Origin of the sequence: Enterococcus sp. DIV0574 (genome assembly GCF_051711125.1) — a bacterium.
GTDB classification, from domain to species: domain Bacteria; phylum Bacillota; class Bacilli; order Lactobacillales; family Enterococcaceae; genus Enterococcus_D; species Enterococcus_D gallinarum.
The window spans coordinates 3,148,045-3,169,892 of record NZ_JBIOMA010000001.1; the positions used below are offsets into that span (position 1 = coordinate 3,148,045).

Annotated in this window: 18 protein-coding genes; 2 read left to right on the forward strand and 16 right to left on the reverse strand. The window is 40.5% G+C overall.

Annotated features, from left to right (window positions below):
• Positions 1-5: 5 nt before the first annotated feature.
• The 10 genes from deoB to IGJ45_RS15060 all read right to left on the reverse strand — a co-directional run bounded on the left by deoB (position 6) and on the right by IGJ45_RS15060 (position 10,825).
• On the reverse strand, positions 6-1,172 hold the full coding sequence (deoB, locus tag IGJ45_RS15015; protein WP_005470022.1) for a phosphopentomutase: 1,167 nt from the start codon (positions 1,170-1,172) through the stop codon (positions 6-8).
• Positions 1,173-1,343: 171 nt separating this feature from the next.
• Complete coding sequence (locus IGJ45_RS15020; RefSeq protein WP_003127943.1) at positions 1,344-2,297, reverse strand: ABC transporter permease; 954 nt, start codon at positions 2,295-2,297, stop codon at positions 1,344-1,346.
• Positions 2,297-3,448: an ABC transporter permease gene (locus IGJ45_RS15025; protein ID WP_156247658.1), complete on the reverse strand. Its 1,152-nt coding sequence runs from the start codon at positions 3,446-3,448 to the stop codon at positions 2,297-2,299. Before IGJ45_RS15025 ends, IGJ45_RS15020 begins: the two co-directional genes overlap by 1 nt.
• Positions 3,441-4,982, reverse strand: coding sequence for an ABC transporter ATP-binding protein (locus IGJ45_RS15030; RefSeq protein ID WP_369915288.1), 1,542 nt, complete (start codon positions 4,980-4,982; stop codon positions 3,441-3,443). Before IGJ45_RS15030 ends, IGJ45_RS15025 begins: the two co-directional genes overlap by 8 nt.
• A gap of 268 nt (positions 4,983-5,250) precedes the next feature.
• Complete coding sequence (locus IGJ45_RS15035) at positions 5,251-6,372, reverse strand: BMP family lipoprotein (protein ID WP_003127940.1); 1,122 nt, start codon at positions 6,370-6,372, stop codon at positions 5,251-5,253.
• A 66-nt stretch (positions 6,373-6,438) separates the two neighbouring features.
• Complete coding sequence (locus tag IGJ45_RS15040; protein ID WP_003127939.1) at positions 6,439-6,837, reverse strand: cytidine deaminase; 399 nt, start codon at positions 6,835-6,837, stop codon at positions 6,439-6,441.
• Positions 6,838-6,858: 21 nt separating this feature from the next.
• On the reverse strand, positions 6,859-7,521 hold the full coding sequence (gene deoC / locus IGJ45_RS15045; protein WP_005470021.1) for a deoxyribose-phosphate aldolase: 663 nt from the start codon (positions 7,519-7,521) through the stop codon (positions 6,859-6,861).
• Positions 7,522-7,533: 12 nt separating this feature from the next.
• Entirely contained in the window at positions 7,534-8,835 is a 1,302-nt protein-coding gene (locus IGJ45_RS15050) for a pyrimidine-nucleoside phosphorylase (RefSeq protein WP_096710876.1), read from the reverse strand.
• 123 nt (positions 8,836-8,958) lie between these two features.
• Entirely contained in the window at positions 8,959-9,978 is a 1,020-nt protein-coding gene (locus IGJ45_RS15055; RefSeq protein WP_003127935.1) for a LacI family DNA-binding transcriptional regulator, read from the reverse strand.
• A 244-nt stretch (positions 9,979-10,222) separates the two neighbouring features.
• Positions 10,223-10,825 (reverse strand): class I SAM-dependent methyltransferase, encoded by a 603-nt coding sequence (locus IGJ45_RS15060; RefSeq protein ID WP_096710875.1) that lies wholly within the window; start codon positions 10,823-10,825, stop codon positions 10,223-10,225.
• A 316-nt stretch (positions 10,826-11,141) separates the two neighbouring features.
• On the opposite strand from IGJ45_RS15060, the gene coaA reads away from it, so the two are divergent.
• Positions 11,142-12,065 (forward strand): type I pantothenate kinase, encoded by a 924-nt coding sequence (gene coaA / locus IGJ45_RS15065; protein WP_003127932.1) that lies wholly within the window; start codon positions 11,142-11,144, stop codon positions 12,063-12,065.
• Positions 12,066-12,146: 81 nt separating this feature from the next.
• The gene (gene guaA, locus IGJ45_RS15070) at positions 12,147-13,712 is read left to right on the forward strand and encodes a glutamine-hydrolyzing GMP synthase (protein WP_096710874.1); all 1,566 of its coding nucleotides are present in this window, start codon (positions 12,147-12,149) and stop codon (positions 13,710-13,712) included.
• A gap of 419 nt (positions 13,713-14,131) precedes the next feature.
• Here guaA and IGJ45_RS15075 read toward each other — a convergent pair whose 3' ends face one another.
• The 6 genes from IGJ45_RS15075 to IGJ45_RS15100 form a co-directional block, all read right to left on the reverse strand.
• A complete protein-coding gene (locus tag IGJ45_RS15075; protein WP_010729372.1) occupies positions 14,132-15,001 on the reverse strand; it encodes an ROK family protein in 870 nt (289 codons plus the stop codon).
• 51 nt (positions 15,002-15,052) lie between these two features.
• Entirely contained in the window at positions 15,053-16,045 is a 993-nt protein-coding gene (locus IGJ45_RS15080) for a LacI family DNA-binding transcriptional regulator (RefSeq protein ID WP_010729373.1), read from the reverse strand.
• Positions 16,046-16,221: 176 nt separating this feature from the next.
• Positions 16,222-17,706 (reverse strand): glycoside hydrolase family 32 protein, encoded by a 1,485-nt coding sequence (locus IGJ45_RS15085; RefSeq protein ID WP_010729374.1) that lies wholly within the window; start codon positions 17,704-17,706, stop codon positions 16,222-16,224.
• A complete protein-coding gene (locus tag IGJ45_RS15090) occupies positions 17,707-19,314 on the reverse strand; it encodes an ABC transporter substrate-binding protein (protein WP_010729375.1) in 1,608 nt (535 codons plus the stop codon).
• 48 nt (positions 19,315-19,362) lie between these two features.
• Entirely contained in the window at positions 19,363-20,247 is an 885-nt protein-coding gene (locus IGJ45_RS15095; RefSeq protein ID WP_005230433.1) for a carbohydrate ABC transporter permease, read from the reverse strand.
• Between the two features lie 15 nt (positions 20,248-20,262).
• Entirely contained in the window at positions 20,263-21,255 is a 993-nt protein-coding gene (locus tag IGJ45_RS15100) for an ABC transporter permease (RefSeq protein ID WP_005233042.1), read from the reverse strand.
• Between the last annotated feature and the right edge of the window lie 593 nt (positions 21,256-21,848).

Here is a 21,848-nt window from a genome sequence, read left to right on the forward strand (position 1 = left end):
CACCTCTAATTTAAATGATTTAAGAAGCTTTCCCCATTTTCTGTTGCCGGTACTGCAAAGTTTTCTGCAATTGTTGCTGAAATATCGGCATAATGGCCTTGGGGTAGTTGGCCTTGTCCTTTAAATTGTTTGCTGTAAACCAATAATGGTACATATTCTCTTGTATGATCAGTCCCAGTAAAGGTTGGATCATTTCCGTGATCGGCTGTGATCATTAATAAATCATCGTCAGCCATGGCATCCAGAATCTCTGGGATTCTTAAATCGAAATCTTCAATGGCATGAGCATAACCGACAACATCCCGGCGATGGCCGTAAAGCGCATCGAAATCAACTAAATTAGTAAAACTTAGGCCGGTAAAGTCTTGCTTCATCACATTCAATAGCTGATCCACACCATCCATATTGCTCTTTGTTCTTACTGAATCAGTGATTCCTTGACCATTGAAGATGTCATTGATCTTTCCGACAGCGATGACGTCTTTGCCAGCATCTTTCAACGAATCCAACACTGTGTGTCCAAAAGGATCCAGTGCATAGTCATGCCGGTTGCTTGTCCGGGTGAAGTTTCCTGGTTCACCAACATAAGGGCGAGCAATGATGCGGCCGATCATATATGGTTCATCTTTGGTAATATCACGCACATATTGGCAAATGCGGTACAATTCTTCCAACGGAATGATTTCTTCATGAGCTGCAATTTGCAAGACTGGATCGGCAGACGTATAAACGATCAAATCGCCTGTTTTCATTTGGTGTTCACCGTAATCATCAATGACTGCTGTACCGGAATAAGGTTTGTTGCAGACGATTTTACGTCCAGAAAATTCTTCGATTTGTTGCAGCAATTCTTGAGGAAATCCGTCAGGAAACACACGAAACGGTTTTTGAATATTCAAACCCATGATTTCCCAGTGTCCAGTCATGGTATCTTTTCCGACAGAGATTTCTTCTAGTTTCGTTGCATAGCCGTCATGGTCTGCTACATTTTTGACACCATCCAGCGGTCGGATCGTACCAAGACCTAACTGTTCCAAATGAGGAATCGTCAATCCAGCTTCTTTGGCGATATGTCCTAATGTATCAGAACCAACGTCACCAAATTTTTCTGCATCGGGCGCTTCACCGATACCTACAGAATCCATTACGATCAAATGTACACGTTTAAACATTCTTTTCCCTACTTTCTTTTATTGTTATTCTTTTCTTATCATACTAGAAATAAGAAAGATTTGCCTTTAAGGATGTTTGAGATATTGGGTTTCTTGCTGCTACACAAAAAAAAGGGCAGGGCACAGCAACACAAACATGTCCCATAGCCCCACCCTTTCATACAGAAAAAATTATTTAGATTTGATGTAGTTCTTACCGTTAGCTTTAGGTCCTGCCGCTTTCCCAAGGAACAGCACTAGAACAATAATTGTTAACGCATATGGTGCTGCTTGTAGATAAACCGCTGGAATGGAGGAAATGATTGGCAATTGTCCGCCAACGATACTGATGTTTTGCGCAAAGCCGAAGAAAATTGCAGCGCCCATCGCACCTAACGGATTCCATTTACCAAAGATCATTGCTGCCATTGAGATAAACCCTTGACCGGCAATCGTTGTTACAGCAAAACGTCCAGCGATTGATTGGGCAAATAACGCGCCACCCATTCCGCCTAGGAAACCGGAGATCAACACGCCAGAATAGCGCATCACATAGACATTGATTCCTAAGGTATCTGCTGCCTGAGGGTGTTCACCCACGGAACGTAGCCGTAAGCCAAATCGTGTTTTAAAGATGACAAACCAAGCAATCACAGAAATCAAGATCGCAAAGTAAGCAGGTAAAAACGTTTGGTTAAAGAAGACTGGACCAATCACAGGAATATCACGCAACACAGGAAAATTGAAATACCCTAATGTTTGTTGAATATTGTCTGTTTGCCCTTTGTTGTAGATGGCTTTAACTAAGAAGACAGCCAGCGCTGGCGCCATCAAATTCATTACGGTACCACTGATAATGTGATCTGCTCTAAAGTTGATGGTGGCTACAGCATGCAGCAGTGAGAAGGCCATTCCTACTAACCCGCCGACTAGCATTCCTAACCAAGGTGTCCATGCACCAAATTGTGACGCAAATTCAATATTGAAAACGATCGAACTGAAGGCACCCATCACCATGATTCCTTCAAGACCTACGTTAACGATCCCGCTTCGCTCTGAGAAAACGCCGCCCAGTGCAGTCAGGATCAATGGTGCAGCATAAATCAACGTTTGTGTGACGATCGAAGAAATTAAACTGATATTCATTAGATGGTTCCTCCTTCCTGATCTTGATTATTTGGCTTTGCTTCAATTTCTTGGACAACAGCGACTTCCTTTTTGCCATCAAAGATTTTAGCTAATACAAAACGAATCACGTAGCTGATCGCAACGAAGAAGATGATGATCGCAATGTCGACATCAACAAGTTCTGAAGGAATCCCTGCAAACTGCATTCCTTGTCCGCCCAGTTTAAGAACACTGAACAGCAATGCAGAAAGTAAAATCCCAATCGAAGACCCGCTGCCTAATAATGAGACTGCCATCCCATCAAAACCAATACTCAATGACGAACCTTGAACGAAGAAGTTTTCAAAAGTTCCCAAACCTTGAACGACGCCACCTAATCCAGCTAATGTTCCAGAGATGATCATTGAAATAATGATTGTCCGTTTGCTGCTCATCCCAGCATACTCAGATGCGGTTGGATTCAAACCAACTGCTCGAATCTCATAACCTAACGTTGTTTTCTTCATCATGAACCAAATCAACACGAGGAAGATCAGTGCCATGAAAATACCAATGTTTAACCGGGAATTGTTGGTCAAATTTGCTAAGAAAGGTGTTTGTAAAGAGGCATTGTCGCCTACCATTTTGGTCACACCTTTTGTTGTGATCATGGATTCATTCATGACGTTATTGACGATATGATTTCCTGTATACAATAAAATATAATTCATCATAATAGTTACGATAACTTCACTCGTACCAAAGAAGGCACGTAAGATACCTGGAATAGCTGCAGCAATTGCACCACAGGCTGCCCCTACAAGAATAGCGGTAGGCAACACGATGATTCGAGGAGCATCTGGCATAGACAATGCGACCCAGATACTTGCTACCCATCCTGCTAATGCTTGTCCAGAAAGACCGATATTAAAGAATCCTGCAGAATTCGCTACTGCGAATCCCAAAGCTGTAAAAATCAGTGGACCAGCTGTAACGAAAATCTCACCAATATTTCTAGCATTCAATCCGCCGCTTTGACCATTGATAAATACGGTACGGAACATTTGAAGATACCCATCGATTGGGCTGTAACCAAATGCCGCCATGATGATTCCACCAAGGATAAAACCAAGTAGAACAGCAATGATCGGCACAAGCAGGTTCCGAATTTTTTCTTTGCGGTTATTCAACAGAACCACCTACTTCCTCCATTTGTAGCTCGCGTCGGGCTTCTTCTAATGAATAACCCGCCATTAGTAATCCGAGTTCTTTTTCTGATGTCTCTTTCGGATCAACGACGCCAACAATCTCACCAGCATGGATAACGGCGATTCGGTCTGATACGTTCAAAATCTCATCTAATTCGAAGCTGACTAACAAGACAGCTTTGAATTTGTCCCGCTGTTCGATCAAACGTTTATGGATAAACTCAATTGCGCCTACGTCTAAGCCCCGTGTTGGGTTCGCTACGATCAAAAGATCCGGATCACGGCTGATTTCCCGTGCAATAATCGCCTTTTGCTGATTCCCGCCAGAGAGGGCACGAGCAGGAACAATCTCATTGACTGTACGGACATCAAACTCTTGGATCAATCCACGGGCAAATTCATTCATTTCCCCGTAGTCCAGCACGCCATAATTGCTCAGCGGTTTTTGATAATACGTTTGTAAAGCAATGTTTTCTGAAAGCATCATGTCTAGAACCAATCCATATTTATGACGGTCTTCCGGCACATGCCCGACACCTGCCTCCGTTACTTTACGAGGCTTGAAATTTGTAATGTCGTCACCATTCAATAAGACTTTGCCGCTTTCGGATTTTCTTAATCCTGTGATTGCCTGTAGCAATTCCGACTGTCCGTTGCCATCTATTCCGGCAATCCCCAGAACTTCCCCAGCCCGCACTTCCAAACTTAAGCCTTTAACAGCCTCTAGGCCGCGATTTTCTTTTACAACTAAGTTTTCGATAGACAGGACGACTTCTTTTGGTTCTGCAGGTTTTTTCGGTGTTTTGAAGGAAACAGAACGACCAACCATCATATCTGCCAATTGCTGTGACGTTACGTCTTTGACATTGACTGTACCTATTCCTTTGCCTCGGCGAATCACTGTACAACGGTCCGCTACTGCTTTGATTTCATCCAACTTATGAGTAATCAAAATGATGGATTTTCCTTCCCGAACAAGTCCTCTCATAATGACAATCAATTCTTCGATTTCTTGTGGTGTCAGTACTGCAGTTGGTTCATCAAAAATCAGTACATCTGCACCCCGGTATAATGTTTTTAGAATCTCCACACGCTGTTCCATCCCGACTGAGATGTCTCGCACATAAGCATCTGGGTCAACCGATAAGCCATATTGCTCAGAAACCCGTTTGATTTCTTTGCGGGCTTTTTTACGGTCCAACACACCCAATTTATTTGGTTCGCTTCCTAAAATGATATTTTCCGTGACAGTAAACGCGTCAACCAGCATAAAATGCTGATGGACCATACCAATGCCAAGTTTATTAGCTGCTGTAGGGCTAGTAATATTCACTTTCTCCCCATTCATCAAGATATCGCCTGATGTCGGTTCTAACAAACCTGACAGCATATTCATCAAGGTCGACTTGCCAGCTCCGTTTTCCCCAAGCAATGCGTGGATTTCTCCCGGCCTTACTTGTAAGTTGACATCGTCATTGGCTTTGAAGGTTCCAAACTCTTTGGTGATATGGCGCATTTCTACAACATATTTTTCTTCAGCCAAGTTTCTCACATCCTTACTTTCTAATTCGCTCTCACACTCAGTGACACAACAATTTTTAATACAAATAAATGCTATTGCTTAGGATGGTTATTATCCTCATGAAAACTCAACAGCTTTCATCAAGACATTAACCACTAAAGATGTATTAGCAAGACGAGCATCTGAACGATAGCGAATCGCTCAACTCTACTATCGTTCAGAATTTCTTGTCTTTTTTTTTTCATTGTTTAAAAAAACTTGCTTATTTTTCTGGTTTTTCTGGCACTTCAACTTTGCCATCGATCACATCTTGTTTTGCTGTTTCGATCGCTGCTTTTGCATCATCTGATAAGAAACCTTCAGTGATATCTACACCGCCGTCTTTCAAACCATAAACGATGTGTTCGCCGCCAGGGAAGTTATCTTCTAATGCACGTGTTGAAATATCTTGTACGGCTGCGCCTACACCTTTAAGTGTTGAAGCCAATGTGAAGTTGTCTTCTTTGCCGTCTTTTGTTTTGTATGCACCTTCGTCTTGTTGGTCGCTATCTACACCGATAACCCAAACTTTTTTGTCTGCAAGGTCAGCTTCGTTCAATTGTTCATTGATTGCTTTTGCTTCTTGGAAGACACCAGCACCAGTACCACCTGAAGCATGGAAGATTACGTCAACGCCGCCTTGGTACATTGAAGCTGCTAGGGCTTTCCCTTTTGCAGGGTCACCAAATGATGCTGCATATTGAGAATCAATTTTAATCTCTTTGCCTAATGCTTTAGAAGCATCTTCGACACCTTTGATAAAACCAGCTTCAAAACGGTCGATTACGACACCTTCTTCACCGCCGATAAAGCCAACTTTGTTTGTTTTTGTTGTATAAGCTGCTGCAAAACCAGCTAAGTAAGCTGCTTCGTTGTCTTTGAAGGTTGCAGAAACAACATTGTCTTTGCCTTCGATGACATCATCGATAATCCCAAATTGAGTATCAGGGTTTTGTGCTGCAGCTGCTTCAATTGAATCTTTCAATAGGTAACCGACACCAAAAATCGTTTTGAATCCGTTTTGGACAGCACCATTTACGTTTGTTGTATATTCTGAAGCTTCATTTGATTGAACGTAGTCATATCCACCAACACCGCGAGCGATGTTATGTTCTTTCCCCCAAGCTTCCAAACCTTCCCAAGCAGATTGGTTGAATGAACGGTCATCTACACCACCGATATCGGTAACGATTGCTACACTGTGTGCTGCATCTGTTTTGCCGTCTGCAGAACCGCCGCCTGTTGAATCAGTCGAACCTGACTTTCCTCCATTGCCACATGCACCAAGTAGTGTCAACCCAGCCACTGCAACAATTCCTAAACTAAATAATTTTGCTTTTTTCATTGCTGTAAAGCCCCCTATAAAATAGTTTTTATTTTTCAACAGCCGCTTCGACTGAATGAACATGGTTTATAGATCTTTGTTCGTAAAATAATATGGCAGCAACCCTTCGACAGTTGTCTCTTTGATTATACCATCGTCTCCCACAAGAGTGACTGGCATATCCGGCTGACAGAACTCAACCATTACTTGGCGGCAGGCGCCACAAGGTGAGATAGGCTCTGGCGTATGACCAGCAACAACTAAGTGTTGAAAGTCTTTTTCGCCTTCTGAAATTGCTTTGAAAAATGCGGTGCGTTCCGCGCAATTCGTTAAGCCAAACGAAGCATTTTCGATATTGATGCCTTGATAGATGGTTCCTTTTTTGGTGACCAAGCAGGCCCCAACTGGAAATTTAGAATAAGGAACGTAAGCTTTGTCTAATGCGGCAACTGCCGTTTCGATCCACTCTTTTTTCGCTTTTGTCATGATGAACCTCACTTTATTGAATTAGTAGCCAGCCCCCGTTGACCCTGTAACGATTGCTACACTTGCACTGGTTCCTAAACGATTTGCTCCTGCTTCGACCATTGCTGCTGCTTCTGCTTCGTTATGGATGCCGCCAGATGCTTTCACACCCATTTCAGGGCCCACTGTTTCACGCATCAGTTTGACATCAGCAACAACCGCTCCGCCAGTAGAGAATCCTGTCGATGTTTTGACAAAATCAGCTCCTGCTGCTTTCGCTAATTCACAGGCCTTTACGATTTCTTCATTGTCTAAAAGTGCTGTTTCAATAATGACTTTCACTAATGCTTTGTCTTTAGCTGCTGCAACAACCGCTTCGATATCCGCTTGAACTTTTTTGAACTGTTTTGATTTCAAGGCACCAATATTAATGACCATATCCACTTCATCGGCACCATTCTTGATGGCATCTGCCGTTTCATAAGCTTTGACTTCTGATGTATTGGCACCTAAAGGAAAGCCGATCACGGTACAAACAGCCGTCGGTTCACCTTTTAATTCTTCTGCTGCCAAAGCTACCCAAGTAGGATTGATACAGACAGAATAAAAGTGATAGGTTTTTGCCTCTTCAATGATGCGCAAGACATCTTCTTTTGTTGCATCTGCCTTTAAAATAGTGTGGTCGATCATGCGATTTAATTCCATTCCACTCGCTCCTTATTCTGTAATGATTTCATGGATCAACGGTGGCTCACCGCCGCTTTCTCCGATTTCAATATTTTGATAGATCAATTCGATGACATCATCGATGGCTTCTGTGTTGCTGTAGATCGTTAACAGTGCTTCACCTTGCTCAACAGACTCTCCCACTTTTTTATGCAGTTTGATTCCTACTGCGTGATCGATGTCTTCTTCTTTGGTTTTGCGGCCGGCACCTAACATCATAGCTGCGATGCCTAGTTCATTGGCAACGATCTTAGTTACGACGCCAGAAGTTTTTGCTGGTAATGCTCTTTGATAATTGGCAGTCAAGATTTGGCTTGGATCATCGATCACTGAATCATCGCCACCTTGATTACGGATCATTTCACGAAATTTAGCCAACGCTTTACCAGAGTGCAGTGCCTCTTCCAATAATGCGCGTGCTTCTTCCAACGATGCGGCTTTTTGGGCTAAAACAACCATTTGGCTGCCTAATGCATAGCACATTTCTTCTAAATCAGCTGGACCGTTTCCTTGCAATGTTTCAATAGCTTCCACTACTTCCAAACTATTTCCAATGGCTTCGCCTAACGGCTGTGACATATCTGAGATCACTGCCATTGTCTGACGGTTCGCTAATTTGCCAATCCGAACCATCGTTTGTGCTAAGCGTTTGGCATCCTCAATTTTCTTCATGAAAGCACCGTCACCAGTCGTCACATCTAACACGATGGCATCCGCACCTGCTGCGATTTTCTTACTCATGATCGAGCTAGCGATCAATGGAATCGAGCTTACGGTTGCTGTGACATCCCGCAACGCATATAATTTTTTGTCTGCAGGGGCCAAATCCCCCGACTGACCGATAACCGCTACTTTGCTTTCGTTTACGAGGCGAATAAACTCTTCTTCTGCAATCTCAATCTGAAACCCGGGAATTGATTCTAATTTATCCAGCGTACCGCCTGTGTAACCAAGTCCACGACCAGACATCTTGGCAACTGGCACACCAACACTTGCTACTAGTGGTGCTAGAATCAACGTGGTAGTATCACCGACACCCCCTGTTGAATGTTTATCTACTTTGATGCCTTCGATTGAAGAAAGATCAATGACTTCACCAGAATTTGCCATAGCTAAAGTTAGGTTTGTGATTTCTTCATCGGACATATCCACATAAAAAATAGCCATCAACAAAGCACTCATCTGATAATCTGGAATACTTCCTTCAGTATACGCAGTTACAATGTAGTCTATCTCTTCCTTTGTCAATGACTTACCGTCACGCTTCTTTTCAATTAAATCCACCATTCGCATCAAAATGACCCTCGCTTCCTCTGACATTATACAATATTTTTCTTGTAGGTAAACCACTTTAGTAAAACGGTTTACTATATAAAACAAAACTATGAAAACACTTACAATTGGAAATATACCGCACTATTTCGCAATTGTCAATGCCTTCACGCTCTCACGAAGAATTAATTTTGTATCAAAAATCTTATTTGGAATTCTTCGAGAAGGAAACTCGATGGCGTCTACCAAAAATTTCGCTGCCGTAAAGCCAATCTCAAAGGTTGGCTGCATCACCGTGGTCAATGGTGGTGTGATGTATTCCGTTAGCTTCAATGCGTCAAAACCAATCACAGAAATATCCTCGGGCACTTTTTTCCCTGCTTCATAGATTGCTTGATAACAGCCGATCGCCATAGCATCATTCCCACAAAAAATAGCCGTAAGCTCGCGGTATTTCAATAATTTCTTGCAGGCATCGTATCCGCCGGTCACTGTTAACTCAGCCGACTCCACGTAACGCCCTTTAAACGGGATCTGATGATCTTTCAACGCATGACGATAACCATTGAAACGTTCTTCCAATTGATAATAACCAGTACTTTCTTTTAGCATACCGATGTTTTGATGGCCATTATTGATCAGATAGCTGACTGCTTGATAAGCGCCTTCGTATTCTTTCACAATCAAACGGCCATTGTCTCTTTGATTGATTCCCCGATCGACGAGAATAATTGGTCGGTCATCAAAAAAACCGCTCTTCAATGAATACTCGTCAGGCAGCTGATGCGGTGTTGCCAAAAGAATACCATCCACTGATCGATGAGACAGCTCTCTCAAATATTGTATTTCTTTTTCTTGGCTATGTCGGGAGTTACACAATACCAGCATATACCCCAATGGATTGAAATAGCTTTCTGCTCCTTCAATGATTTTAGAAAAGAAAAAATCCGTAACGTCAGGAACAATCATACCGATCGTTTTTGAGTGGCGATTGATTAGATTCGAAGCAAAAAAATCTGGCTTATAATGGTGCTTATTAACGATATCCAGTACCCGTTTGCGGGTTTCTTCACTGAAACGGCTACCTTTATTGTTCAGAATTTGCGAAACAGTAGTTACAGATACCCCTGCCATTTCAGCAATCTGCTTGATTGTCAGTTTCATTTACTTCTCACCTCTTTCTTGCCTAAAGTGTAGCAAATTTTTTCTAAAAAAAATAGCACCCCTTGCTTTCTTCCAAAATTTTCTTTTTACAAGGGTTAAAAAACAGCTCCATTCCTTAAAAAAATCGACAAAAGAAAGCAAAAAATAAAAGACCAGCGATTCTAGGCAGCTCCTAGCAAATGATCGTGGTCTTTAAAAAACAGGTAAACCTATTGTAAACGTGAAAAACGTCTGCTTTGCGCGCTTATTCTTTGTAGCTTTGAATAATATAATACCCTTTGTCTTTTTTGATGATTTCGGCATTACCAAAGGTTTGTTGCATTTTCTTTTGGGCACTGGGGGCACCTTGTTTCTTTTGAATCACGATCGTTAATGTGCCACCAGACTTCAATAACGGAAAAGCGCCAGTCAAGATTTCATGTACGACATCTTTGCCCGCTCGGATCGGCGGATTGCTGAGAATTGCTGCATAGGTGGATTGGTTTAAGGTTTCGTAGATATTCGAAGCATGAATATCGACATTTTCGATGCCATTACGTTGCGCATTCCCTTTGGCAAGATCGACAGCGCGCTGATTGATATCGATCATTTCCACTTGACGTCCCGAGGCATGAGCCAATGACAAGCCAATCGGTCCATAGCCACAACCAACATCCAAAATCACACCTTCCGGCAAATCCGACCATTCAAACGCATCAATCAATACACGAGAGCCATAATCGACGGTCTCCCGCGAAAAGACACCACTGTCTGTCACAAACTGAAATTTCTTCCCTTTCAACTCAAAAGACCACTGCTCAAAATCATGTGCGGTATCCGGATTTTCTGTATAATAGTGATTTCCCATCTTTGTTCACCCTTTTTTCTTTTAACTAGCGATAGTTCTCGCTTTATCTGTTTGACAATCAAAAGCATTTCATTTGCTGACTCTTTTCCATGATACCGAAATTCCTGCAGAAGTAAACTCCCGATAATCGTTTCCTCAATGAATCTTAGATAATTTTCGTTTCTTTGCCAACGATTTTTCCTGGTTTTTTTATAAGTTCCTGCCATTTCTATGGTAAAATATTTCCGAGCAGCAACCAGATACAGAAAATCAGCCTTTTCTGAAGGCCAAGTACCGGTCTGCAAAGATAGACAGGTTCTATATGAAGGAGTCGAACATGCAAGAAACCATGAATTTTTATCAAATTCCTCGGGAGCAATGGCAAGGCTTTTACACCAATGGCATGATGCCTTTCACTCAAGAAGAATTAGACAATATCAAAAGTTTGAATGACCGCATCTCGGTCCAAGATGTCGAAGATGTTTACGTGCCACTGTGCCATCTGATCCACCTTTATATGAAAGAATTTGAATCTCTCACGTTAAGTAAAGGACTTTTCTTGCATCGTTATGTCAAAATGCCGCCATTCATTATTGGCATTGCCGGCAGTGTCGCTGTTGGTAAAAGCACAACGGCGCGTTTGGTTCAAAACCTGTTGAGCCGGCTTTTCCCTCGGCGCACCGTGCAACTGATTACTACTGATGGCTTTTTGTACCCAAACGAGGTTCTAGAAGCACGAGGGATCTTGGATCGAAAAGGATTCCCTGAAAGTTATGACATGGAAGCATTGATCAATTTTTTGAACGCGGTGAAGTCTGGAGAATCTGAAATCAAGATCCCCGTTTACTCTCATGAAGTTTATAATATTATTCCTGATACGTTTGAAATCATCAATCAGCCAGATATTTTGATCGTTGAAGGAATCAATACATTACAGCTGCCCGCGAACCAGCAGATTTATGTCAGTGATTTCTTCGACTTTTCGATTTTCGTGGATGCGCAGCCCGATCTGATCGAAAAGTGGTATTTAGAGCGTTTTGAATCTCTTTTGGATACGGCTTTTCAAAAACCAAACAATTATTACTATCAGTATGCGATTGGCGACCGCGGTGAAGCAATCAAAATGGCAAAAGAAGTATGGAAAAATGTGAATTTAAAGAATTTACACGAGTATATCTTGCCTACACGCAGCAGAGCCGATATAATTCTCCATAAAACAAAGCACCATTCAATCGATGAAGTATTCTTGCGAAAATATTGACTGCTTCATTATTCACCCTTATGCTGTTGAAAAGGAATCTTCCTTTTTTCAATAAAACTAAAAGAATAGAGGTAATTTATTGTGACAAACGTTGACAACATGCCAAACGTTGAAAAAATTATCGTACTCGATTACGGTAGTCAGTACAATCAACTGATCACCCGACGTATTCGTGAGTTCGGTGTTTTCTCAGAGTTATTGAGCCACCGCATTACTGCTGAAGAAGTAAAGGCGATGAATCCTAAAGGGATCATCCTTTCTGGCGGTCCAAACAGTGTGTATGATGAGAAGGCATTTGGTATTGATGAAAAGATTTTTGATTTGGGGATCCCCGTGTTAGGAATCTGTTACGGTATGCAGTTGATTACTTATAAATTAGGCGGAAAAGTTGAACCAGCCAAAAACCGCGAATACGGTAAAGCAGAATTGGAAGTCACTTCTGCCGATGCTGCTCTTTTCCAAAATACACCTGTGAAACAAACAGTTTGGATGAGTCATGGCGATTTAGTTACCCAAGCGCCAGCAGGTTTTGACGTCGTTGCCACCAGCAAAGACTGTCCAATTGCTTCTATCCAACATGCAGAGCGCAAAATGTATGGTATCCAATTCCATGCCGAAGTCCGTCATTCCGAATATGGCAATGATTTGTTGCGTCACTTTGCAATCGATGTTTGCCAATGTACAGGCGACTGGACAATGGACAACTTCATTGATATGGAGATCGCTAAGATCCGCGAACAAGTGGGTGATAAGAAAGTCTTATTAGGTCTATCCGGCGGTGTTGATTCTTCTGTCGTTGGTGTTCTCTTACAAAAAGCGATTGGTGAACAATTAACGTGTATCTTTGTTGATCATGGTCTATTGCGTAAAGGAGAAGCCGAACAAGTCATGGAAAGTCTTGGCGGAAAATTCGGCTTGAATATTATCAAAGTTGATGCCAAAGAGCGTTTCCTATCCAAATTGGCTGGTGTTTCTGATCCAGAAGAAAAACGCAAGATCATTGGGAATGAATTCGTTTATGTCTTTGATGACGAAGCAACCAAGCTGGCCGGTGAAGAAGGCGTGTCTTTCCTTGCACAAGGGACCCTTTATACCGATGTGATCGAATCAGGAACAGAAACAGCACAAACGATCAAATCTCACCACAACGTAGGCGGTCTGCCTGAAGATATGCAATTCAAATTGATCGAACCATTGAACACATTGTTCAAAGACGAAGTTCGTGAATTAGGAACCCAATTAGGCATGCCCGACAGCATCGTATGGCGTCAACCATTCCCAGGACCAGGTCTAGGTATCCGTGTTCTTGGCGAATTGACTGAAGAAAAATTAGAGATCGTCCGTGATTCAGATGCCATCTTGCGAGAAGAAATCGCCAATGCTGGATTGGATCGCGACATTTGGCAATACTTCACTGTCCTACCAGGTATCCGCTCTGTAGGTGTAATGGGTGATGGCCGTACGTACGATTACACTGTTGGCATCCGTGCAGTCACTTCCATCGATGGCATGACCGCTGACTTTGCCCGCATCCCATGGGAAGTCTTACAAAAAATCAGCGTCCGTATCGTGAACGAAGTCGCACACGTCAATCGAATCGTGTATGATATTACGAGTAAGCCACCTGCAACTGTGGAGTGGGAATAAAGAGCCAACATAATATGGATGAGGAATACCTATAAATCAACATTATTCAATTACTAAAGTTCCTGATTTTCGTAAAAAATAAGATGGTTTCCTACCATTTTCCCTACCAAAGCCCTTGTTAGATTAACTACTAACAAGGGCTTTGCTTTTATTCACTACCTTTATTTTCCTATTGAATTAGCTTTTTATCTAATCAGATTTTTAGTACTATAAATATATATATCAGATTTTTCGATTTAAAAGATCTGGTAAAAAGAACTTTCTTGTACTCAATATCATTTCGTAATTATATTAATTTGAAACAGAATAAAAGTCTCTACTCAGATTCTCAAGAAAGAAGAATGAATTGAGACTATTTAAGTTTCAGAATACCCTTTTAAACTTCCGGTATGTTATGAATAGTTCTAATAAATACTATTCTAATGATTGAGTTTCTTTATTGCTAAAGCTAGGCAGCCAATCAAGCCCGCATTGTCAGCAAGCCTTGGAGTTAGTAGATATTCTTCGAGAGTAGGCGTATCCACGTAGGAACCCATTTTTTCTTTAAACGATTGGCGAATCAACTCGAGTAGTTGCGGCTGTTTCATTACACCCCCGCCTAAAATTATTACTTCCGGTGCATATAGTAACGTTGTGTTATACACACACTGAGCAAGATAATCTGCCTCAATCGTCCAATAAGGATGATCAAATGAGATAGTCTGGGCTTTTCTTCCAAAGCGTTTTTCAATCGCAGGTCCTGATGCTAACCCTTCCAAACAATCATGATGAAAAGGACAGATTCCTTCAAATTGATCTTCATTATGACGTTGTAAGAGCATATGTCCCATTTCAGGATGACTAAAACCTGCGACTATTTTCCCATCCACTACAGCACCACCACCAACACCTGTACCAACGGTGTAATACAGAACACTATTTTTACCTTTTCCATACCCTGCCATATATTCTCCATAACAAGCAGCATTTACATCGGTAGTCCAATAGATGGGAACCGACAAGGCGTTTTCCAAAGCTCCTACAAAATGATAATTTTGCCAAGCTAACTTCGGTGTGTTGGTGATATATCCGTAAGTTCTTGATTCGATTTGAATATCAATAGGCCCAAATGCTCCTACACCAATTGATGCGATATTTCCTTTGTACTTATCAAAGAAATCAAACACTTGCTCCATCGTTTCTTCTGGTGTTGTGGTAGGAAAACTTTTCCGTTCTATCACTTGTAATTGTTCATTACCAATCCCACAGACAAACTTTGTTCCACCGGCTTCTATTCCACCATATAACATTTTATCTACACCTTTCATTCACTCATTTTCAAAAAAAGAAACGTATTTGCACTAAGCAAAATCGTTTCTCACTAAAGGTTTCGTTGTGTCACCTTCGCCAAATTCAATCGGCAATACGGTACGTTTTTCTACTGTCTCTCCATTAATGACAGCAATTAATTTTGCCACTGCCACTTCCGCCATTTGCTTTGTAGGTTGGGCAATCGTTGAGACTAGATAAGGATCTCCTTCTGTCATCTTTTGACCATCAAATCCGATAACTTGGACATCCTCTGGTACGTTTTTCCCTATTTTTTCAAGCATATCAATGACAGCTAATGCCATTGGATCGTTGATCGTAAAAATCCCATCGATATCGGGATTCTCTAACAAAAAATTTGTTACACGTTCTGAGAGATGGTCTAAAGGTTCTAACATATCTAACGCTTTATAGGAAATCCCCAGTTGACGGCACTCGATTTCAAAATATTTTCGACGACTCTTCGTTTCATTCGGTGTTTCTTGGTACCCACCGATATATGCTACATTCTGACATCCTCGGCGATAAAGTTCATTTGCAGCCAAACGTCCACCGGCCGCATTGTCAGCGGTCACATAAATCACCTCTTCAGTGAAATAACGGTCAATACTAACAAAAGGCAGATTACTCGAAATGTATTCATCGATATCTGAATAAGTAATTCCAATGATGCCGTCTACTTTATTTTGGCTGACCATCTGGATATATTCTTGTTCTTTTTCACTATTACCACTGGAGTTACACAAATAAAGCTTGTAGTTTTGTCTTTCTAATGCTGTTTCTACATGGTAGGCAAATTCGCCAAAAAATGGATGCCATACCGTGGGTAGAATCAAAGCAACCGTGTTCGTATGCTTCATCTTTAACCCCCGGGCATAAAAATCTGGTTGATAGTTTAACTCTGTCATTGCTGCTTCAACTTTTTCTCTAGTAGAAGCTTTAACAGAACCGTTATTCAATACCCGGGAAACAGTTCCTACTCCAACACCTGCTAATTTTGCGACATCTTTCATTGTTGCTTTCATAGTTGATCCCTCACATTTCTGCACAAGTTTAGTATAATGAATTTTGTCATAAATTACTAATTTTTTCAAAATACTAATAGCAAATCCATGGGAAATCTAGCTATCTGTTCTTTTCTAAAAACATTATCCTTCAAAACCTATTAAATAATTGATTCATCGCCTAAGCAATCAAACATTTATTTCACACTCGCTGTTTCAAAAGCTTGAATACGACTTTCTCCGATCGAATGAAACAAGATATCTCGAGCTTTTTCCAGCTCATAGAAAGTAGCCGTCATAACTTCTAACCCATTAATAAAGACTTCAATTGATGAGGTATCTCTAAAAATCTCAAGAACGAGCTGATTATCAATCAAAGGTACTTCAACTTTTCGTACATTCAGAGGGTCTTCTTCCGCCCCTGTAAGCTCTCTTCCTAGTTTCTGACGATCCAATTCAAAAACCTGTGTAGCAGTGTCATAGGCTAGTTTGAGACAATCCGTCTTAGACCGCAGTAATTCAATTGTAAAAACTTCAGCTTTCTCCAAATCTGCGACTAGATGTAAATATGAAGAATCAGACAGCGCGTTTCGAAATACGACTGATGTGTCAGTCACTGCAATATTTTCACTGCCTTGTTGATAAACTAAATGACTATATACAGTTGAGATGGGTTTTTGTACCAATCGATTTTTTTTCACTCTTAACTCTCGGGGCAAACTCATAGAGCCTGCCCAAAGATGGCCTAACTCATGTGTAGGCAATGTACGATCCCACATCTGCATCCAAGCAATCATCACCCGTCCACCATTAGGATCTCTTGTTGTTTGTGGTGCATAAAAATCCATTCCAAAATCCATTTCATGGAAATTATCAACTATCATCTGACCTGTTTCCCAGTTTACCTCACCAATACAAGCCATGGTAGAACTGATATTATGATATTCCAGTCCGTTCTTCTTGATTTGTATCGGAGACATGATTAAGACATCTCGTCCGTCTAAATGGAATAAATCAGGACATTCCCACATTATTCCTTGCTCTGAAGTCCCTTCTAGCAGCACAGAGTAAAAGTGCCAAGTATACAAATCTGACGATTGAAACATCACTATTCTACCAGTAGACTGTGTAGATTTAGTAGCTACTACCATATAGTAACCATCGTTGTGAACAATTACTTTAGGATCACGAAATTCTTGTATTAGCCCATTTTCACCTAGCTGTTTTTCTGCTACCACAGGATTACCACTGTATTTGCTAAAATGAATACCATCTTCAGAGACCGCCAAACATTGATGCTGATGGCTAATACCATCAATTTCTTGACAGCCTGTATAAAATAAATATAGTTTTCCGTCTCTTTCAATTGCACTTCCTGAGAAACACCCGCCGCTGTCATAAGGTTGATCTGGGGCTAACGCTACTGGTAGATCTTCCCAATGGACCAAATCACTACTGCGCGCATGCCCCCAATGCATGGGCCCCCATCGACTATCGTAAGGATAGTATTGATAGAAGAGATGGTAATGCCCTTTGTAATATATAAACCCATTGGGGTCATTTATCCACCCGATGGGTGCGGAAAAATGATAGTTTTGTCGATACTGAGGGTTAACTTTTCCTCGCATCATTTCAATAAATCGATTTGCTTTATCCAAAATCGCCGTTTCTTCTACTAACACTTATTGTGCTCCCTTCAAAAAATTATCATAGCCAGTTTGTTTTATTTGAATCCATTCTTCCAAACCTACACGTTCCAATTCAGCAAGGTATTCTTCCCATTCTTCATCGATTTTACCGCCGGTGATCCACTCTGCTCTTTTGCGATAGATGTAATCCCACATATCCGTTTCGATTTTTGCTAATCGATCTGTTTCTTCTTTTTCTAAAAAGACACGTGGATAGATATTGTCTTCTGTAATATATGGCAAATACGTGTCATGCATCAAATCTAAACGCCACTTCGCATCATCTGGCATAGTAGTGACTGTGCCGTAATAAGAATCAAGAACTGCTAATGGTCCTCCAGCTTCGGTTTTTTGTCTTAGTTCCCCCGGTGCTGTCCCCTCTAAAGGCAAATGTTTTAACATACCATCCTTTAATTCAAAAATATTCGCCTGTGCTTCATCACCGTAGGTTCCCCAGTTATTTTGGACAGACTGTAACGGTTCATACATTTTATCTATCCACCTAGCTGTAAGTTCCAAGTTTTTATTCGCACTAGTAATTACGAAACGATCTCTTGAGAAACCCATGCCATTCGTACGAGTAACATGTTTCGTTCCATCTGGTCCCGCTAAGACTGGCAAGACGTCATAACTATCATCTGCACCCGTGATATTTGCTTTATCCCAAGTAAAGTACACGCCATACTTATGTTCTTTCCCTTTGGCAACATACGTATTCCAATCTTGTTCGAAAGCCTCTTTATCAATAAGACCTTTATTATTCATTTCATTGAAATATTTGATGGCTTCTTTATACCCTTCTTTGTTAGCAGTAAATTGTACCTGACCATCGTTATCAACGACTAAGTGGTCATCATTATCACCTAGACCGAATGCCCCCATTAAAAATTTTAAGTCTTCGTTTCCTCCATTGTTAATAAAGCTAAAAGGAATTTCATCTGCTTCACCATTACCATTTGGATCTTGCGTCTTGAAAGCCTCCAACACAGTCATCAACTGATCAGTGGTTTGCGGCATTTCAAGACCCAAATTATCCAACCACTCCTTGTTGATCCAAGCCATCCCATTTACTGTATGAATCGACTCTTTTCCTTCGCCTAATTCTTCAATCCAAGGCATAGAGTAAATGTGACCATCAGGTGCAGTAGACATTTGTCGGTATTCGGGGTTTTCATCAAAAATTTTCTTCAGATTTGGCATATAATCTTCGATCAAATCTTCAATCGGTACAATAACGCCACTTTCCGCCCAGTTTAATAAATCATAGTCACCTGCAGCGGCGTTGAAGATGGCATCTGGTAAATCACCACTAGCGATATCCAAATTTCTTTTTTCGGCAAAATCACTACTGTAGTTTGTCCAATCAATATGGAGATTGGTCTCTTCTTCTAATCGTTGGAAAATCAATTTGTCATTAGGATCATTGGGAGCCAAAGGGGCACTTTGAGACATCATTTTTAAAGATACTTTTTCTTTCAATGGAAAAGAGACATTTTCTAGTTCATAATCAGGGCTTGATTTACTCTTTTCTTTTGAGCCTCCACAAGCCCCCAAAATTAGTACGGAAGTAAAAACGATTGGCAGCATCCATTTTGCTTTCATCTTAAAATCTCCTTTATAATTTTTATTCATACAAATAGTGAACAATACTTACCCTTTAACAGAACCAACTAAAACACCTTTATCAAAATATTTTTGGAAGAAAGGATACATTATGATTAATGGCAGACTAGAAATGACGATCGTTGCGTATTTGATCAACTCAGCAATTTGTTTCATTTCTGCCATGGCAGTATTGGCTCCCACCATGTCTTGTGAAGGTTGGTTTTGGATCAAAATATTTCTTAATACGAGTTGCAACGGCTGTAAGTCGGGATCTTTGATGTAAATCATGGCATCAAAGTATGAGTTCCATTGCCCAACAAAGGCATATAAAAACAATACGAACATAATTGGTTTCGCTAATGGAAGCATGACTTTGAACAGTATTTGCAAGTCATTGGCGCCATCGATAGTAGCAGCTTCAGAAAGTTCTTTTGGCAAAGCACTAAAATAGGTACGGGCTAAGATAATATTCCACACATTTATAGCACCTGGTACGATAATCGCCCATACACTATCTAACATGCCCAAGTTCTTTACCAATAAATAGGTAGGTATCAAGCCACCACCCACGAACATTGTAATGACAAAAAAAGTCATAATAATCTTTTTCCCCGCCAAGTTAGGTCGAGACAAAGGATACGCAGTGATCATCGTAATAAATACAGTCAATAAGCTGAAGCTAAAAGAGTAAAACAACGAATTTACAAAACCGCGTAAAATGGAATCATCTGCAAATACCCGTTGATATCCCTGTATTGTCCAATCTTTCGGATTGAAGCTTATACCTTTATTGATCAAAGTAGCTGGGTCCATAAAAGAAGCTACCAGTACATAAATCAGCGGAACAATGGTGATGACGACTAAAAAAGTTACAATCACTCGATTCAACCATAAGATTTGACGGTCGATTTTTGATAAAGCACTATTCATAATTTTCTCCTTTCATTACAAGCCTTGACCATCGTTTAGCCGCTTGGTTATATTGTTGACAATCAGTAATAAAACGACATTAATAATCATATTGAACAGACCAACAGCAGCAGAGTAGGCATAATCACCTGATTGCAAGCCGACTTTGTATACATAAGTGGAAATGATTTCTGAGGCAGGGATGTTCATTGAAGTTTGCATCAAGTAGGCTTTTTCATATCCTACATTCATAATACCGCCGGCGGCCAAGATGAAGCTGATCACCATCACAGGCCTCAATGCAGGCAAATCGATATGCCAAATCTTTTGTAAAATATTTGCCCCATCGATATTTGCTGCCTCATATAAATCGGTACTGACTCCCGCCAGCGTTGCGGTGTAAAGAATGGATGACCAGCCGATTCCTTGCCAAATTCCCGATAAAATATAAATCGTTCTGAAATAAGCTGGATTAGACATGAACATAATTGGTTGCCCCGTAACCTTTTCTACTAACCCATTAATAGGTCCATTTGCGGATAGGAACAAAAACAGCATCCCCACAATAATAACTACTGAGATAAAATTCGGCGCATATAGAATCAACTGGATTTTCTGTTTTATTTTTTTATTGATAATTTGATTCAAGCTCAGTGCTAAAATAATTGGTGGAAAAAAACCTAACAATAAACCATAAATACTAATTTTTAATGTGTTGCTCAGCAAAAGCGTAAAATTTGGTGAACTGATAAATTCCCTAAAGTGATCTAGTCCTACCCAAGGACTTTCCAAAATTCCTAGCATAGGATTATAGTCTTTAAATGCAATCACAGCACCGTACATTGGCACATACTTAAAGATAAACGTCATGATGATACCTGGTAAGAGCAACAAGTACATCCACTTATCACGCCGCAACTGTTTCTTTAATTTTTCCCACTTCGAAATATTTTTTTTATCCCGTTGTACCGCCCTTATCTCACCACCTGGTCCCAATGTCTTTTCCAATTCAATCTCCTCCCAATACATTTTAGAAACGTTTCCATTTTCGTTTAAAAAAATAAAAATTTAACGAAGATGCATTTTGGAAACGTTACCACTATTTTCGTTTATAGATTACCATATCCATTTTTTTAAGTCAATATTTTTTTTACTTTGTGCCAGAATTTTGTATCTAAGTATTCTGATAATAATATTTTAAACAACAGATTATTTTTAAGCACCCTTTTCTGCGGCCTCATTGATAGCTGGAATATATACAGATTCTAGTCGATAGATAAAAACAGATTAAGTACGAGGTTTCCAATGAATTATAAAATCCAATAAAACTCAGTAAAATGTGATTTAAAAGTATGTTCAAGACCACTCACCAGTAAGTTTAATCTATTTAGCAAAAGAAGCTATGTCTACACTCTTTAAAATCAATATGTTTTCTCATTTTTAAAGTTTCAAAAAAACTCTATAACTAAGAAAAATCACAAAAAAGAGTACATTTTCTAGTGAAACTGCACCCTTTTTTGCTTTGTTTACGTACAAAAAATCTCTTGAGTACTTAACTTCTACAGTATAATCAACAACCCCTTTATAGATTACTGATGTTATGCTGAAAAAAATTTTTTCAC